The organism is Pseudooceanicola profundus, from assembly GCF_054919315.1.
The window spans coordinates 3,032,838-3,047,121 of record NZ_CM142898.1; the positions used below are offsets into that span (position 1 = coordinate 3,032,838).

17 protein-coding genes, 1 tRNA gene and 1 pseudogene are annotated in these 14,284 nt (G+C 66.0%); 9 read left to right on the forward strand and 10 right to left on the reverse strand.

What is annotated here, in order from left to right; translation table 11 throughout:
• Positions 1 to 37 precede the first annotated feature (37 nt).
• The 4 genes from ACX9MO_RS13990 (at position 38) to ACX9MO_RS14005 (ending at position 4,713) form a co-directional block, all read left to right on the forward strand.
• Positions 38 to 1,246 carry a M16 family metallopeptidase gene (locus ACX9MO_RS13990; RefSeq protein WP_462214456.1) on the forward strand — a complete coding sequence of 403 codons (1,209 nt, stop codon included), beginning with the start codon at positions 38 to 40 and terminating at the stop codon, positions 1,244 to 1,246.
• A complete protein-coding gene (locus ACX9MO_RS13995) occupies positions 1,246 to 1,830 on the forward strand; it encodes a GNAT family N-acetyltransferase (protein WP_222489317.1) in 585 nt (194 codons plus the stop codon). The genes ACX9MO_RS13990 and ACX9MO_RS13995 overlap by 1 nt, the downstream gene beginning before the upstream one ends.
• A 543-nt stretch (positions 1,831 to 2,373) precedes the next feature.
• A complete protein-coding gene (locus ACX9MO_RS14000; protein WP_462212274.1) occupies positions 2,374 to 3,234 on the forward strand; it encodes an MBL fold metallo-hydrolase in 861 nt (286 codons plus the stop codon).
• 45 nt (positions 3,235 to 3,279) lie between these two features.
• A complete protein-coding gene (locus ACX9MO_RS14005; protein ID WP_462212275.1) occupies positions 3,280 to 4,713 on the forward strand; it encodes an FAD-binding oxidoreductase in 1,434 nt (477 codons plus the stop codon).
• Positions 4,714 to 4,836: 123 nt separating this feature from the next.
• Here ACX9MO_RS14005 and ACX9MO_RS14010 read toward each other — a convergent pair whose 3' ends face one another.
• Entirely contained in the window at positions 4,837 to 6,051 is a 1,215-nt protein-coding gene (locus ACX9MO_RS14010) for a DegT/DnrJ/EryC1/StrS family aminotransferase (RefSeq protein ID WP_462212276.1), read from the reverse strand.
• 268 nt (positions 6,052 to 6,319) lie between these two features.
• Between ACX9MO_RS14010 and ACX9MO_RS14015 the strand changes: the two genes are divergently transcribed.
• Entirely contained in the window at positions 6,320 to 7,108 is a 789-nt protein-coding gene (locus tag ACX9MO_RS14015; protein ID WP_462212277.1) for an inositol monophosphatase family protein, read from the forward strand.
• 77 nt (positions 7,109 to 7,185) lie between these two features.
• Here the strand turns inward: ACX9MO_RS14015 and ACX9MO_RS14020 are convergent, their stop codons facing one another.
• Positions 7,186 to 7,932 (reverse strand): rhomboid family intramembrane serine protease, encoded by a 747-nt coding sequence (locus tag ACX9MO_RS14020; RefSeq protein WP_462212278.1) that lies wholly within the window; start codon positions 7,930 to 7,932, stop codon positions 7,186 to 7,188.
• Positions 7,933 to 8,074: 142 nt separating this feature from the next.
• Between ACX9MO_RS14020 and ACX9MO_RS14025 the strand changes: the two genes are divergently transcribed.
• Positions 8,075 to 8,160: transfer RNA gene (locus ACX9MO_RS14025), tRNA-Leu, on the forward strand.
• Positions 8,161 to 8,583: 423 nt separating this feature from the next.
• Here the strand turns inward: ACX9MO_RS14025 and ACX9MO_RS14030 are convergent.
• Positions 8,584 to 8,835, reverse strand: a complete 252-nt coding sequence (locus ACX9MO_RS14030; protein ID WP_462214457.1) for a tyrosine-type recombinase/integrase — start codon at positions 8,833 to 8,835, stop codon at positions 8,584 to 8,586.
• 275 nt (positions 8,836 to 9,110) lie between these two features.
• A complete protein-coding gene (locus ACX9MO_RS14035) occupies positions 9,111 to 9,386 on the reverse strand; it encodes a DUF2312 domain-containing protein (RefSeq protein ID WP_462214458.1) in 276 nt (91 codons plus the stop codon).
• Between the two features lie 246 nt (positions 9,387 to 9,632).
• Between ACX9MO_RS14035 and ACX9MO_RS14040 the strand changes: the two genes are divergently transcribed.
• Positions 9,633 to 9,845, forward strand: coding sequence for a DUF2312 domain-containing protein (locus ACX9MO_RS14040; protein WP_462212279.1), 213 nt, complete (start codon positions 9,633 to 9,635; stop codon positions 9,843 to 9,845).
• Positions 9,846 to 10,200: 355 nt separating this feature from the next.
• Here the strand turns inward: ACX9MO_RS14040 and ACX9MO_RS14045 are convergent, their stop codons facing one another.
• The 5 genes from ACX9MO_RS14045 to ACX9MO_RS14065 form a co-directional block, all read right to left on the reverse strand.
• Positions 10,201 to 10,413 carry a hypothetical protein gene (locus ACX9MO_RS14045; RefSeq protein WP_462212280.1) on the reverse strand — a complete coding sequence of 71 codons (213 nt, stop codon included), beginning with the start codon at positions 10,411 to 10,413 and terminating at the stop codon, positions 10,201 to 10,203.
• 79 nt (positions 10,414 to 10,492) lie between these two features.
• Entirely contained in the window at positions 10,493 to 10,909 is a 417-nt protein-coding gene (locus ACX9MO_RS14050; RefSeq protein ID WP_462212281.1) for a hypothetical protein, read from the reverse strand.
• A complete protein-coding gene (locus tag ACX9MO_RS14055) occupies positions 10,906 to 11,199 on the reverse strand; it encodes a hypothetical protein (RefSeq protein WP_462212282.1) in 294 nt (97 codons plus the stop codon). The genes ACX9MO_RS14050 and ACX9MO_RS14055 overlap by 4 nt, the downstream gene beginning before the upstream one ends.
• Before the next feature lie 171 nt (positions 11,200 to 11,370).
• The gene (locus tag ACX9MO_RS14060) at positions 11,371 to 12,270 is read right to left on the reverse strand and encodes an IS3 family transposase (protein ID WP_462212283.1); all 900 of its coding nucleotides are present in this window, start codon (positions 12,268 to 12,270) and stop codon (positions 11,371 to 11,373) included.
• Positions 12,267 to 12,419: a hypothetical protein gene (locus tag ACX9MO_RS14065; RefSeq protein ID WP_462212284.1), complete on the reverse strand. Its 153-nt coding sequence runs from the start codon at positions 12,417 to 12,419 to the stop codon at positions 12,267 to 12,269. Before ACX9MO_RS14065 ends, ACX9MO_RS14060 begins: the two co-directional genes overlap by 4 nt.
• Before the next feature lie 321 nt (positions 12,420 to 12,740).
• Between ACX9MO_RS14065 and ACX9MO_RS14070 the strand changes: the two genes are divergently transcribed.
• The gene (locus ACX9MO_RS14070) at positions 12,741 to 13,400 is read left to right on the forward strand and encodes a hypothetical protein (protein WP_462212285.1); all 660 of its coding nucleotides are present in this window, start codon (positions 12,741 to 12,743) and stop codon (positions 13,398 to 13,400) included.
• A gap of 299 nt (positions 13,401 to 13,699) precedes the next feature.
• Positions 13,700 to 13,852 (forward strand): hypothetical protein, encoded by a 153-nt coding sequence (locus ACX9MO_RS14075; RefSeq protein WP_462212286.1) that lies wholly within the window; start codon positions 13,700 to 13,702, stop codon positions 13,850 to 13,852.
• A gap of 204 nt (positions 13,853 to 14,056) precedes the next feature.
• On the opposite strand, the pseudogene ACX9MO_RS14080 reads toward ACX9MO_RS14075, so the two are convergent.
• A pseudogene (locus ACX9MO_RS14080) lies at positions 14,057 to 14,209 on the reverse strand (integrase core domain-containing protein); the annotation flags it as partial.
• Positions 14,210 to 14,284 lie beyond the last annotated feature (75 nt).

A 14,284-nucleotide genomic window follows, 5' to 3' on the forward strand; every position in this document is an offset into this window, starting at 1 on the left:
TACGCTTTCCAACGGCTTCCGCATCGTGACGGAGCAGATGCCCGGCCTGCAATCGGCAGCCGTGGGCGTCTGGGTTGCCGCCGGGGGCCGGAACGAACGGCTTGAACAGAACGGCATCGCCCACTTCCTCGAACACATGGCCTTCAAGGGGACCAAGACCCGGTCGGCCCTGCAGATCGCCGAACAGATCGAGGACGTGGGCGGCTACATCAACGCCTATACCTCGCGCGAGGTGACGGCCTACTACGCCCGCGTCCTGAAGGACGACGTGGCGCTGGCCATGGACGTGCTGGCAGACATCCTGCAGAACTCGACCTTCGACGAGGCCGAGATCGAGAGCGAGCGCGGCGTGATCCTCTCCGAGATCGGGCAGGCGCTGGACACGCCCGATGACGTGATCTTCGACTGGCTGCAGGAGAAGGCCTATCCGGATCAGCCCATCGGCCGCACCATCCTCGGTCCGGCGGAGCGTATCCGCGCCTTCAACCGCGCCGACCTCGCGGGCTTTGTGGCCGAGCATTACGGGCCCGAGCAGATGATCCTCTCCGCCTGCGGGGCGGTGGATCACGACGAGATCGTCAAGCTGGCCGAGCGGCTCTTCGGCGGCATGGCGCGCCAGCCGCAGCAGGCCGCCAATCCTGCCCGTTTCCACGGCGGCGAGACCCGGACCGAGAAGCAGCTGGAGCAGGCGCATTTCGCGCTCGCCTTCGAAAGCCCCGATTACCGCGATCCGCTGAGTTACACCGCGCAGATCTATGCCTCGGCCCTTGGCGGCGGCATGTCCTCGCGGCTGTTCCAGGAGATCCGGGAAAAGCGCGGCCTCTGCTACACGATCTTCGCCCAGGCCGGGGCCTATTCCGACACCGGCATGACGACGATCTACGCCGGCACCTCGGGCGATCAGCTCAAGGGCCTGGCCGAGATCACGCTGGACGAGATGAAGCGCGCCGCCTCGGATATGTCCGAGGAAGAACTGGCCCGCGCCCGCGCCCAGATGAAGGCTGGCCTGCTGATGGGGCTTGAAGGCTGTTCCTCGCGCGCCGAACGCCTGGCCCGCATGGTGCAGATCTGGGGCCGTGTGCCGCCGCTGACCGAAGCGGTCGAGAAGATCGACGCCGTGACGCTGGCCGATGTGCGCAGCTATGCCGAGAAGATGGCGGTGCAGAGCCCGGCGGCGCTTGCGCTCTACGGTCCGGTGTCCGCCGCGCCGACCCTCGAGGCCCTGCAGGAGCGTCGCGCGGCCTGATGCTCGTCCCACGGCGCAAGTTGAAGATCGAGACCGAGCGGATGACGCTTCGGCCGCCGATCCATGCCGACTTCCGCCCCTGGACCGAGCTGCGCCGCGAGAGCCGCGAGTTCCTCTCGCCCTGGGAGCCGAGCTGGGCCGAGGATCACCTCTCGCGCCGGGCCTTCGCGAACCGGGTCTACTGGGCGCAGCGGTCCGTGGCGCAGGGCACCGCGCTGCCGCTGTTCCTGATCCGGCGCGAGGACGAGATGCTGCTGGGGGCGATCACGCTGGACAATATCCGGCGTGGGCCCGCCCAGACCGGCACGCTGGGCTACTGGACCGGCGAACGCTTCGCCCGGCGCGGCTACATGCGCGAGGCGATTTCGGCCGTTGTGCATCACGCGTTCCACCGGATGGACCTGAGCCGCATCGAAGCCGCCTGCCTGCCCGAGAACGCGCCGTCGCGCGGATTGCTGGAAAGCTGCGGGTTCAAGTACGAGGGCGTGGCGCAGAGCTACCTGCAGATCAACGGCCGCTGGCGGACCCACGTGCTCTACTCGGCGCTGCGGATGGACCGGCGCGGGCGCACCGACGCGGGGTAGGGGCTGGGGGCGCGGTGTAGGCCGGGTGGTCTGCGGACGGCTCGTTGCGCGACCGGCCGGAAGTGAAAGGCGACACCGCTCACCTTACTGCACACGCAAACAGGCCCCAAAAGGGCGGTGCACTTCTTACCTGAGCACAAACATTCGACCTCACCGAAACAAACCGCCCGGCCTCAGGCCGGGCAGCGCCGTCCCGCCCCCCGTCGCCATTGGCGCTCGGACCAATGGCGACCGGCGCTATAGCGCCACCCCGCGGGACGGCGCTGCCCTTCGCGTGAAACCGCAGCGTTGCTCCTCGCGACGAGCCGGCAATAGTCTCCTCAGCCTCAGCCTCAGCCTCAGCCTCAGCCTCAGCCTCAGCCTCAGCCTCAGCCTCAGCCTCAGCCTCAGCCTCAGCCTCAGCCTCAGCTCCTCAGTCCCGCACCAAAGCCAAGTCCCGCCTGCCTCACCCAAGGCATCCACGGCTTTGTGAACGCAGCACCTTCCGTTACGACACCCGTGCCCCGGAAGCCCCATGCTAGGCTTCGCGCAGGAGGTCGCCCCATGTTCCATGCCCCCCAGACGCCTATCCTCGCCGCGCCCCGGGCGCTGCTCACCCTGCCGCTGCTTGCGCTGCTCCCCGACACGGCGCCCGCGCAGGAGCGCCGGCCCTCACACTGCATCGCCATCGCCGATGCCACGCCGGGCCTTCAGTACATTCAGAAAGCCTCCTTCCGCGAACCGGTCGCCGAGTTCTCGGTCCGGCTGACCTACGTCAGCCACTCTTCCTACCTGCTGCAGACCCCGGGCGGGCTCTCGGCGATCACCGATTACGCGGGCTACCACGGCAACGTCGATTTCATCCCCGACGTGGTCACCATGAACCACGCCCATTCCAGCCACTTCACCTCCGCCCCCGATCCGGCGATCCCCCATGTGCTGCGCGGCTGGTCCGAGACCCGGGGCGCGGCCGTCGACCACCACCTCGACCTTGGCGAGATGCTGATCCGCAATGTCTCCACCGACATCCGCAGCTGGGACGGTGCCGAGGAGAACGGCAATTCCATCTTCGTCTTCGAGGTCGAGGGGCTCTGCATCGGCCACCTCGGCCACCTGCACCACGAACCCAACGACGACCAATATGCGGCGCTCGGGCGGCTCGACGTGCTTATGGTGCCGGTGGATGGCGGGCTGACGCTGGACACCGGCTCGATGGTGCGGGTGGTGGAGCGGCTGCGCTCCTCCATCGTGCTGCCGATGCACTGGTTCTCGGACCGCTCGCTCAGCGACTTCCTCGCGGGGGTGTCCGATGTCTTCGCGGTGGTGGACGAGGGCGAGAACGCGCTGGAGATCTCGCTGCGCGACCTGCCGTCGCGGCCCACGGTGCACGTGCTGCGCCCGGCCTACCTGCGCGAGGCGGAATAGCGTTTTCCGCTGGCGCCCGGGCGGCGCGGTGCTACAGATCCGGCCATGACCGATCAGCCCGCCGCCCCCGCTCTCGCCACGGATGTCCTCGACCAACTGCGCGCCGCGCTGCCCGGGAAGGTGTTCCGCCCGCTGCTGCCCGGCTACCTCGCCTGCCTGCGCGGCTATGGCGACAGCACCGGCGTGGCGCAGGTCCTCTCGCCCGAGAGCGCCGAACAGGTCTCGGCGATCCTGAAGATCGCCAATGCCCATGGCGTGCCGGTGATCCCCCACGGCGGCGGCACCGGGCTGGTCAGCGGTCACACCTACAGCGGCGAGACGCCCGCGATCCTCGTCTCGCTGGAGCGGATGACCGCGATCCGCCTGCTGAACGCGGACGAGAACGTGATGATCGTCGAGGCCGGCGCGATCCTCGAGGACATCCATTCCGCGGCAGAGGCGGTGGGGCGCATCTTCCCGCTGGCCATCGCGGCCAAGGGCTCGGCCCGGATCGGCGGCAATCTCTCGACCAACGCGGGTGGGGTGAACGTGCTGCGCTACGGCAATACGCGCGATCTCTGCCTCGGGCTGGAAGTGGTGTTGCCGGACGGGCGGATCTGGAACGGGCTGTCGCGACTGCGCAAGGACAACACCGGCTATGACCTGCGCGACCTCTTCATCGGGGCCGAGGGCACGCTGGGGATCATCACCGCGGCCTCGCTCAAGCTGTTCCCGAAACCGGCGGGCGAGGGCGTGGCCTACATGGTCGTGGACAGCCCCGCCACGGCGATCAAGCTGCTCTCCATGGCGCGCGACCACATGGGCGAGGCGATCTCGGCCTTCGAGCTGATCAACGGCACCGGCCTGCGCTTCATGAAAGCCGGGCTGCCCGACGTGCGCCAGCCCTTCGACACGCCGCCGGACTGGTGCGTGCTGATCGAGGTGGGGCTGGCCCGGGGCCTCGTGCCGTCCGAGGCTCTGGAGGGGCTCTTTGCCGAGGCCTTCGAGGCGGGGCTCGTCTCCGACGGGCTCGTGGCGCAGAGCGCGGGGCAGGCGGCGGAGTTCTGGAACGTGCGCGAGCATATCCCGGTGGCGAACCGCACCGTGGGGGCGATCTGCTCCAACGACATCTCGCTGCCGATCGACCTGATCCCTGACTTCCTGCCCCGTGCGCAGGCGGCGGTGAACCGGATCGCGCCCTTCCGCATCAATGCCTTCGGGCACCTGGGCGATGGCAACCTGCATTTCAACGTCTTTGCCCCCGAGGGCCGCACCAAGGCCGAGTTCGTGCACCTGCGCGAGGAGATCCAGACCGCCGTGCATGACGTGCTGCACGAGATGGGCGGCTCCTTCTCGGCCGAACACGGTGTGGGGCGGCTGAAGGTCGGGGACCTGGAACGCTATGGCGACCCGGTGAAGTTGCAGATGATGCGCGGGATCAAGGACCTCTTCGATCCCATGGGGATCATGAACCCCGGCGCGGTCCTGCCGAAGCGATAGGGCGCGGTCCCCCTCAGATTTGGAGGCCTCCGGCGGGGATATTTGGGAAACGAAAATGAGAAGGCCCCTCCCGGTCGGGAAGGGCCCTTTCTGTCTCACGTGTCTGTGGCGCCAGGTCCGGTCTCAGGTGCCGTAGGCCAGCGTCTCGCCCATGATCTCCTCCGCCGCGCCGATCAGGGCGCCTGCGATCAGGTCGAGCTCGGGCCGGGTCAGCCGGGCGGGCAGGCGGGTGTCGCAGGCCTTCATCAGCATGGCGCGGGTCTGGGGCAGTTCGGGGGTGTCGCCGAGGAACTGCCAGTTCCAGAAGGCACGGGCGTTGTCCGTGGACAGGCCGAAGACCTGCACCTTCACGCCGCGCGCCTCTGCCGCCTTGGCGAAGGCGCGGGTCTGGGCCTCGTCGAGGCCCTTGAGGTTGAACTGCAGGCTGTCGGGGGCGCGGTCCTCGGGGGCGAGTTTCGCGGGCACCTCTATCCAGGGCGAGCTTTCCAGCAGGCCGGCGACGTAGTCGTGGTTGGTGCGCCCGTCGCGCGCCCGGCGGGGCACTTCCCCCAGCTGCGGGCGGATGATGGCGGCGGCGAGGTTGGAGAGGCGCAGGTTGTAGAGCGGCAGGCGGTTCTGCCACCTGGCAAAGGCCTCCTCGAGGTCGGCGGTGTTCTCGCCGTGCGGGCCCTTGTGCTTGCGCCAGTTGTGTTCGTAGGCGCCGGACATGATCACGGCGCGGGCCAGCACCTCGGCGTCGTCGGTGATCAGGATGCCGCCCTCGCCGGAATTCACCAGCTTGTAGGACTGGAACGAGAAGCAGCCGATCCGGCCGATGGTCCCGATGTTCTTGCCGTGCCAGGTGGTGCCGAGGCTGTGGGCCGCGTCCTCGATCACCGGGATGCCACGTGCGCCACAGAGCGCCATGATCGCGTCCATGTCCGAGGTGTGGCCGCGCATGTGGCTGATGATCACCGCCTCGACGTCGTCCAGCTTGGCCTCGAAGTCGGCCATGTCGATGCGGTAGTTGTCGCCTACCTCGCAGAGCACCGGCACGCAGTTGGCGTGCACGATGGAGGAGGGGACGGCGGCGAAGGTGAAGGCGGGGATCATGACCTTTGCCCCGGGCTTCAGGTCGAGGGCCAGAAGCGACAGGAAGAGCGCCGCGGAGCAGGAGCTGACGGCGAGGGCGTACTTCGACCCCAGCATATCCGCGAACTCGCGTTCCAGCAGGGCCACGGGCGCATCCTCGGGCGCGGTGTAGCGGAAGAGGTCGCCGGTCTGGAGCAGGCGCTCAATCTCGGCACGGGCGGCTTCGGGGATGGGCTCGGCGTCGTAGACGTTCGGCGGAAGAGTCATCTTTTCGGCTTTCCTGAAACTTCTTTTCGGGATTTCTAAACGAAACACGGCCCGAGAAGAAATGAAAAATCCATGACGTGCCGATGACGGGCGCGTGACATCGACTGGTTTTGCCAAGCTTTATGGGGGGCTTCAGGGGGCCTCCGCCGGTGACGCTGCGTCCCTTTCGGGCCACGCGGGGGGCGTCCGGACCCGCACAGGCGCGCGCAAGGCTTGGCAAGCAGGGATACAGCGTCTATACGCGCGGCCTGATACAGGAGCCTTTCCCATGCCCGGCAGCGCTAATCTCAACATCATGCTCAAGGCCGCCCGCAAGGCCGGCCGCTCTCTCGTCAAGGATTTCCGCGAGGTGGAGAACCTCCAGGTCTCCATGAAAGGCGCGGGCGACTTCGTCAGCCGGGCCGACGTGGCGGCGCAGGAGATCCTCAAGGCGGAGCTGATGGGCGCCCGTCCGACCTATGGCTGGGTCGCCGAAGAGGGCAAGGAAACCATCGAGGGCCAGGACCCGACCCGGCGCTGGATCGTGGACCCGCTCGATGGCACCACCAACTTCCTGCACGGCCTGCCGCACTGGGCGATCTCCATCGCGCTTGAGCACAAGGGCCAGATCGTCGCCGGCGCAATCTACGACGCCGCCAAGGACGAGATGTTCTTTGCCGAGAAGGGCGAGGGCGCCTGGATGAACGAGAGCCGCCTGCGGGTTTCGGGCCGGAGCCGGATGATCGAGTCGATCTTCGCCACGGGCCTGCCCTTCGCCACCAGCCCGCATCTGCCGCGGTCGCTGCAGGACCTGGCCCGCGTACTGCCGGCCTGCGCCGGCGTGCGCCGCTTCGGCTCTGCCGCGCTCGACATGGCCTATGTGGCTGCCGGCCGCTACGAGGGCTACTGGGAACGCGGGCTGAATTCCTGGGACATCGCCGCGGGCATCGTCATCGTGCGCGAGGCCGGTGGCTTCGTCGAGGGGATCAACCCCGAGCAGGACCCGCTGGCCGGTGACCTGATCTGCGGCAACGAGGCGATCTTCAACAACTTCGCCAAGACCATCCGGAACAGCTGATCCGGGCGGCCCTTCGAGCCGCCCTTCGAGATGTCAGAAACGCCCGGGCCGGTGGTCCGGGCGTTTTGCGTTGCGCCTCACTTGCGGCGCCGGACCGTGGGCACCCGCGTGTGGCTGAGCTTGTAGGTCGCCGCCGGGTGGGGCGGCTGGCCGTGATTGCGGTTCCAGTAGGCCTGCGCGCCGAGGCGCCGGAAGGTGGGAAGTGCCAGCAGGAGCCCCACCACGAATCCGCCCGCATGGGCCCAGTAGGCCACGCCGCCCATGGTGGCATCCGCGCCCACCCCGTTCACGAGTTGCAGCGCGAACCAGAGCCCAAGCATGATCCAGGCCGGCACCGGGAAGACCTTGAAGAAGACGATGAAGATGATGAGGATATCGACCCGCGCCTTGGGATAGAGCAGCAGATAGGCCCCCATGACGCCCGCGATGGCCCCCGAGGCGCCGACCACCGGCACGGTGGAGTAGGGCGCCGAGACCAGCTGCACCAGCGCCGCCGCCACCCCGCAGGCGATGTAGAAGGCGAGGTAGCGCAGGTGGCCCATCTCGTCCTCGAGGTTGTCGCCGAAGATCCACAGGAAGAGCATGTTGCCGGCAAGGTGCAGGAAGCCGCCGTGCAGGAACATGGAGCTGACGAGCGTGTGGTAGCCGTCGCCGCTCATCACCCGGGCGGGGATCATCGCCCATTGGTCGAAGAAGGCCATCAGCGCGGCCTCGTCGGTGAAGAGCGCGAGGTAGCTGACGAAGACGAGGGTGTTGGCCACCATCAGCAGGTAGGTCACGTAGGGCGTGCGCCCCGAGGGATTATGGTCACGTAATGGAAACATGCCCTGACGCTCCCCGCAAAGCGGGCGAGCGTCAAGCGCCGCCTTCGGGGCAACCGTGCCGGCGGTGGGAACGTGCCGGCGCGGCAACAGGGCCCGCCACTGCTTTACACCGCCCCCGCAGCCGCTAATGTCTGCGGCGGTTGCCCGCGTGGTGGAATGGTAGACACAGGGGACTTAAAATCCCTAGGCCTTAGTGCCGTGCCGGTTCGAGTCCGGCCGCGGGTACCACATTGAAAAGTATCATTTTTTCTTAGTGGCCCTTGTGCGCAGGTCTGGCGCTGGTTTTCGACCGTTCACACAGAGCGTTCACACAGTCACGTTTTGTTTTTGTTCTGTTCTCTCACGATCTGAAGCAGGTCTGCCAGACTCTCCGCCTCGTAGATGGCCTCGCCGCACCACGTACCATCGTCTTCCTGCCAGTTCGCAGAATTTCGAACGGTGCCATAGGTTCCTCTGGCGCTTCATGTTTCGCCCTGGCTTCTGCAAGGCCTTGCTTATCGTGCCAGCAAACCCAGTAGCGCCCCTCAGTATCGTCGATCGCGGCATAGTTGTGCTGATGGAACATGGATATCCCGACGGCGCCTGCGCTCCTGACTTCCGATACAAGTTTGATGGCCTGTTCAAACGTCAGGTCCTCTCGGTGTTCGTGCATCACTTTCTCCTTTGCTGTGCAGCTTTTGAGAGCGCGCGCTTGTTCGCCCGCTTCCGGTAGTAGGCGACCATCTCCGCGCTCTGGCCTGTGACTGCCTGGATCTCTGCGTCTGACGCGCCGGCCTCTGCCAACTCGACGATCGCCAGTTTACGTAGGCCGTGTAGAGTGTACTTGGCCGCCCGCTCTCCGAGACCTTTCCGCCAAGATCTGAACGCTCTCTCGACCGCCTGGTAGCCCAGCGGTTCCCGCAGGTTCTTGGCGAGAAAGTGATCTCATGCCGGGGTCGTCATCGAGAATGACCTCGATCGCATCTTTCTCCGGCTTCAGGGCGCCGCCGAAGAAGGCCTCCTGCGCGACCGAAGACATCCCGATCCGGATGAGTTGACCGGTTTTCATCTGAGATACGGCGATGGTGACGCCGGAGCCACTGCTTGTGCCTGCGACATATGCCGCAACCTTCACTCTTGCCATCTTGCTTCTCCTGTCATCTGTCGCTGCCCCGGGGCCGCCGGGGCAGAAAGAGAGGTCAGGTCATCCCCAGCGCTTCTTTGTACATTTCGAGGATCGCCTCCTCCTCGGCGATGTCGTCCTTGTCGCGCTTGCGCAGGGCGATGACCTTCCGCATCACCTTGGTGTCGTAGCCGCGCCCTTTGGCCTCATCCATGACCTCCTTCTGCTGCTCGGCGATGTCCCTCTTCTCGGTTTCGAGCTGTTCGAAGCGCTCGATGAACTGGCGCAGCTCGCTCGCGGTGACGCGGTACGCGGCGTCCTTCACCTCGCGATCGGCGTCGGTCTCTTTCATGGGCAGGCGGGGGCCGGTGGCCGCGTCATCGAGCATGTGCAGGGTCCTTTCTTGGATCAGGGGCAGACGTGCCCGATGCAGACGGGGCAGGCGGGGCCTTCGAGGCCCACGCGCATGAGTGAAAGCGCGGCCAGAACAGCGATCTCAGTCGGCGCGCCAATGTGAAGTCCGCAGGCGCTGCTTCATTCGACAGGCGCTCGAGCTGCGCGAAGAGGTGGTTGTTCAGGTCAGAGAGCTTGTTCTTCATTGCGTGGCCTCATCGAGCGTTTCGAACGGCTCGAAACCGAGAAGAAGGACATCGCCGAGCAGCAGAAGGAGGTCATGGCCGAGGCCAAGGGCCGCGGCTACGACACCAAGGTGATGCGGAAGGTCATCGCCCTGCGCAAGCGCGACAAGGACGACATCGCCGAGGAGGAGGCGATCCTTGAGATGTACAAAGAAGCGCTGGGGATGAGCTGATGGGAAGCCACAGAGACAGCCTCCTCGCCGCCGCGAGCGCAGCCAGCGCCGCCACCACAGACATGATCGAGGCGGCGCGCGATGAAACCATCTCGCCATTAAGCGGCGTCGGAAGCGGGGAAGCGCTGACCGCCCTTGCCGACGCCATGCGCCTGCTGATGGACGCCAACCCGATCGTGGGCGACGATGCAAACCAGCTGAATGGCGCCGTGATCCGCTTCCTAGAACTGGCGCAGCTCGCCCGCGGTGACGCGGTACGCGGCCTCCTTCACCTCACGGTCGGCGTCGGTCTCTTTCATGGGCAGGCGGGGGCCGGTGGCCGCGTCATCGAGCATGGGCAGGGTCCTTTCTTGGATCAGGGGCAGGCGTGCCCGATGCAGGCGGGGCAGACGGGGCCTTCGAGGCCCACGTTGATCAGGGAAACGATGGTCAGAACCTCGGACATCGTGGTGCCGCCGATGTGGAGGCTGCAGCCCTTGCAGCGGGCCCAGGCGCGGGCCTCGCCGGTGCGCGCGGCGTCCTGCTGGCCGGTGATCATGTCGGGGGCCTTGCAGTAGGGGCAGTTCATCAGAGCCACCACGCGGCGAGACACACCGATAGGCCGCTCGCCGTGATCAGCGCTGTCGTGAAGCACCAGCGGGCGAGCATCATGCGGCCCTCTCGATGTCGGCCAACAGGGCATCGGCGCGGTCGCGCTCAAGGGCGTCCGGCGTATTTGTCGAGATGATCCGGCAGGCCCGGGCCAGCGCCTCCTCGGGAACGCACTTCTCGACGTTCCCGACGATCAGGCGCGCCCATGCGAGATCGCTTACAGTGCGGTCTTCCGCATCGCGCAGGGTCAGGGCAGCGGCCCGGAGCCAGCCGGCGATGACCTTGTCCTCGACGGGCGCCGTGGCGGTCACGCCGTGCAGTTCGAGGGCGAACATGCCGGGCGCATCGTCGCTGGCGCGGATGAAGTGCCCTCCGGTCTCGACGGCCTCCTGCATGAGGAGGTCGGCGTGGTCGGAAAATGGCCGGGCCTTGAGCGTGTCGAGGAAGCCGGAGAGACGGATGAGGTCGGTCATGCCGCGTCACCGCCGGTGCCATCATAGGGCGGCAGGCTGGGGAAGAGGGGCGCGCTGCGGCGGAGCTGAGACAGGATCGCCATGGTGCGGGCAGGGGGTGCCGGCAGGGCAACGACGCCATCGGGCCGCTTGCGGGCTTCCATCCGGGCGAGCCGGTCGCTGGTGATCGGGTGGCCCTGTTGCTCCTTCAGCTGGAGCCATGCGTCGGGGACCAGGGCGGGCTGGGTGCGATAGCGCCCGGCGTGCAGGACGCGGCTGCGGGCCGTGAGGTCATGAAGCTGGGGTTGCATGGTGCCTCCGCTGTTTGACAGTGGCTGGCAATATGCGTGCTGATACCATGCAATGTGGCTGCATATTGCCTTATGACATCAATTCAGTTGAGGAATTTTGGGGGAAGTAATGCCGTCATCTGACGAACTGCCGTTGCGCTGCCTGTATCGACCCAGCGGAATCTGCTAAGGTTAAGCCGCTAATCCGAATGCCTCGGCTGGCGTGCGCATGGCAAGGGCCTGATGAGGGCGGCGGTTGTTGTAGAAGCTGATCCAGTCTCCGAGGACCCGCACCGCATGCTGGATGCTCTCGAAGCGATGGCGGTGAACGCATTGCTCCTTGAGTGTCCGAATGACGCGCTCGACCATGCCGTTCTGCTGGGGGCAGTGGGGCGTGATGAACTCCTGCTTCAGGCCGTAGCTTCGGACCAGCGCCGTGAAGTGGCGGCTGGTGAAGACCAGACCGTTGTCGGACCTCAGCAGGAACGGCGCCTCGACGCGGCCGAGCGTGCCGAACCTGGCGATGAGCGCGTGTTCGAGGGCTGCGCTGGCAGTGCTTGCCTTGCGCGACCTCGACAGGTGCCATCCCAGTAACTCCCGGGTATGGCAATCGATCACGAGCGCCAGCGAGGCCCAGCCATCCCTGCCGGTCCAGATGCGGGCGATATCCGTGGACCAGCGTTCGTTCGGCGCCGTGGCGACGGATGGAACGGCCTGGATGCGGGGCCGCATGCCGACAGCCCGCTTCCGGACCCGTTGCCCGGCAGGCGCATGCGCAGCATGCGGCCGAAAGGGGCCAGCCCTTGAGCCGGAAGATCCGCTGCACCGTCGTTCGGCCCTCTCACTCGGACCAATGGCGTTCGGGGCCTCACTGTTGAAGCCCAGGAGCCAGGCTACGGTCCGATAGCCGAAGGAGGGCTCCTCCTCGATCATCGCCTTGATCGGCTCGGCGAAGCGCGGATCGATCCGCGGAGCGGCCTTCACCGGCTTATAGTAGACCGTGCGGCGCGGCACGCCGAACCAGGCACAGAGCCTGGCGATCGACACCGTGATGCCCTCGGCGCCGAGGCCCTGCTGAATGCGACGGATCAATTCCCGTCCTGCGCATCCAGCAGGGCCTGCACCTTTTTTCGCGCCCGGAGCTCCAGCATGGCCTCGCCGTAGGCCTCCTGAAGGTCCTTGAGCTGCTTCTCGTATTGCTCCCGAATGTCGAGCGGATTGACCCGCAGAGAGTTCTCCATCCCCCGCTTCGCGTCTTCGACCCAGCCCTCGATCTCGGAAGATGTGCTCTACGCGCGATTGGATGAACAATCGCATCGATGGTTTGGTAGCTTTAAAAGTACGGCGCCCCCGGGGAGGAGGGAGGAACCGCCGCGAATTTCCGGTTCCGCTGCTGTGATCCGTTGCCGGGCCGGGGGACACTTGCGCCCGACCTCATTCCGCAGCGTCTTGCTTGACCGACGGCTCGAGTTGGCGCCTCTTGGTTCCCCGACCTGCCTTTGCAGATGGCCATGCGTTCATGCGAAAATGCGGGATGCTCAAGCCAGCTTGGAACACCGCACATGAACAACCGTAACATTCCTGATCCGGCCAGCATCGCGGCCTGCATGGGCGCCTACCTCGTGATCGCGGCCTGCGTCGTGGGCCTCGACTGGGCCCGGCTCCCCGAAGGCGGCTCGCTTGCACGGGAAGGTGGCGGCATCGAGATGATCTCGATGCTGGGCTACCTCGTGGCCACGGTGGCCTATCTCAGGACCGCGCGGGCGCCGCTCTGGTCGGTCGTGTCGATCCTGCTCTTCATGGCTGCCCGAGAGCTCGATTTCGATAAAGCCTTCACCAGCGAAGGGCTCCTGAGCACCAAGATATTCGTCCGCGATACCGCGCTCTGGGAGAAGGGTCTCGCGCTCGGGATCTGGGCTTTGCTGGTTGCGACCCTGGTCTCGCTGGTTCGGCGGCGGGGCGCCACAATGCCGCGCGCCCTGCGCAGCGGCGAGGCCTGGGCCTGCGCCTTCGTGGCGGGCCTTGCTCTCGCCGTGGCCAGCAAGTCGATCGACGGGATTGCGCGCAAACTCGCGCCCTTCGGGATCCAGTTCGAAGAAGGCACCAGCGAGGGCTTTGAAGTCATTGAAGAAAGCCTGGAGATTCTGATCCCCTTCTTCTTCACCCTTGCGATCCTGCTGAGCGCACGGGCGGTGGCCCGCCGGGCCGGGGCGCCGAGGTAACAAACACCGGCCCGCTCCACTCGCAGGCCAGCACGCCCGGTGCGCGGCATTGCCAACCTATTGAGCGGTCGGCGCGGTCGGACGGAAGGGCGAATGTTAGGCGGTCATCTCGCGGGCGTAGCGACGCCAGAGGTCATGGGCATCGGACCTGGCATGGCGATCGGAGCTGGCAAAAAGTTGATAGCGGCGGGCCGAACGTGCCCGAACGCCCCTGCCGTCGAGAACCACCCGCTTGATTTTGCTACGATGTCGGGCAACCAATGGTGCATCGGAAATCAGAGCAACAGACGGAGAACAACGTGCTTAACAACATCGGCCTGCCGGGCCTCCTGCTTATTGTTCTTCTAGTCGGCTTGCCCATCTTTCTGATTGTTCGCTCTAGCAAGCGCAAAGCTGCCGAACGCAAGCGTATGTCAGATGCTTTGGAGGAGATCGCGAAAGCGAAGAAGTAGGTTACGGGCACCGGCGCGAGTGGCAGGACCGCCCAGACACCCCGTAGTGTTGGCTATTCATCCTGCTATCCAGAAGGCCCTGCGCAGCGCCGAGGAGTTGCCATTCGCAGCGCTGGTCGCGAACGACCGCAATGGGTCGAAAGCGTCGTAGTCAGCGACGACAATGCGTTAGCCGTGACCTGCTGCCCATAGAGCCCGCGTTTTTTAGCTCGCTCTGTTCAGGGTTTGGTCCTCTGCTGACCGTTGGTGATACTCCCACGGGGTGAGCCTCTCGAGGCTCGTGTGGGGGCGGTGATGGTTGTAGTCGTTGAGCCGGTCGGCGATCAACTCCCGGGCGTGGCGCAGGTTGGCGAATAGTGCGATGACGGAAAATCGAATGGCATGTCGGATGGTTGGATTTCCCTTCCGGTGTGAACAGTGGTGCGCGAACGA

Bases quoted from the DNA above. Each gene is read 5' to 3' on its own strand.
- ACX9MO_RS14055 (WP_462212282.1), bottom strand. From the start codon at position 11,199: ATGCAACCCCAGCTTCATGACCTCACGGCCCGCAGCCGCGTCCTGCAC.
- ACX9MO_RS14010 (WP_462212276.1), bottom strand. From the start codon at position 6,051: ATGACTCTTCCGCCGAACGTCTACGACGCCGAGCCCATCCCCGAAGCC.
- ACX9MO_RS13995 (WP_222489317.1), top strand. From the start codon at position 1,246: ATGCTCGTCCCACGGCGCAAGTTGAAGATCGAGACCGAGCGGATGACG.
- ACX9MO_RS14050 (WP_462212281.1), bottom strand. From the start codon at position 10,909: ATGACCGACCTCATCCGTCTCTCCGGCTTCCTCGACACGCTCAAGGCC.
- ACX9MO_RS14005 (WP_462212275.1), top strand. From the start codon at position 3,280: ATGACCGATCAGCCCGCCGCCCCCGCTCTCGCCACGGATGTCCTCGAC.
- ACX9MO_RS14000 (WP_462212274.1), top strand. From the start codon at position 2,374: ATGTTCCATGCCCCCCAGACGCCTATCCTCGCCGCGCCCCGGGCGCTG.
- ACX9MO_RS14035 (WP_462214458.1), bottom strand. From the start codon at position 9,386: ATGAAAGAGACCGACGCCGATCGCGAGGTGAAGGACGCCGCGTACCGC.
- ACX9MO_RS14070 (WP_462212285.1), top strand. From the start codon at position 12,741: ATGAACAACCGTAACATTCCTGATCCGGCCAGCATCGCGGCCTGCATG.
- ACX9MO_RS13990 (WP_462214456.1), top strand. From the start codon at position 38: ATGCCCGGCCTGCAATCGGCAGCCGTGGGCGTCTGGGTTGCCGCCGGG.
- ACX9MO_RS14020 (WP_462212278.1), bottom strand. From the start codon at position 7,932: ATGTTTCCATTACGTGACCATAATCCCTCGGGGCGCACGCCCTACGTG.
- ACX9MO_RS14045 (WP_462212280.1), bottom strand. From the start codon at position 10,413: ATGAACTGCCCCTACTGCAAGGCCCCCGACATGATCACCGGCCAGCAG.
- ACX9MO_RS14015 (WP_462212277.1), top strand. From the start codon at position 6,320: ATGCCCGGCAGCGCTAATCTCAACATCATGCTCAAGGCCGCCCGCAAG.
- ACX9MO_RS14065 (WP_462212284.1), bottom strand. From the start codon at position 12,419: ATGGAGAACTCTCTGCGGGTCAATCCGCTCGACATTCGGGAGCAATAC.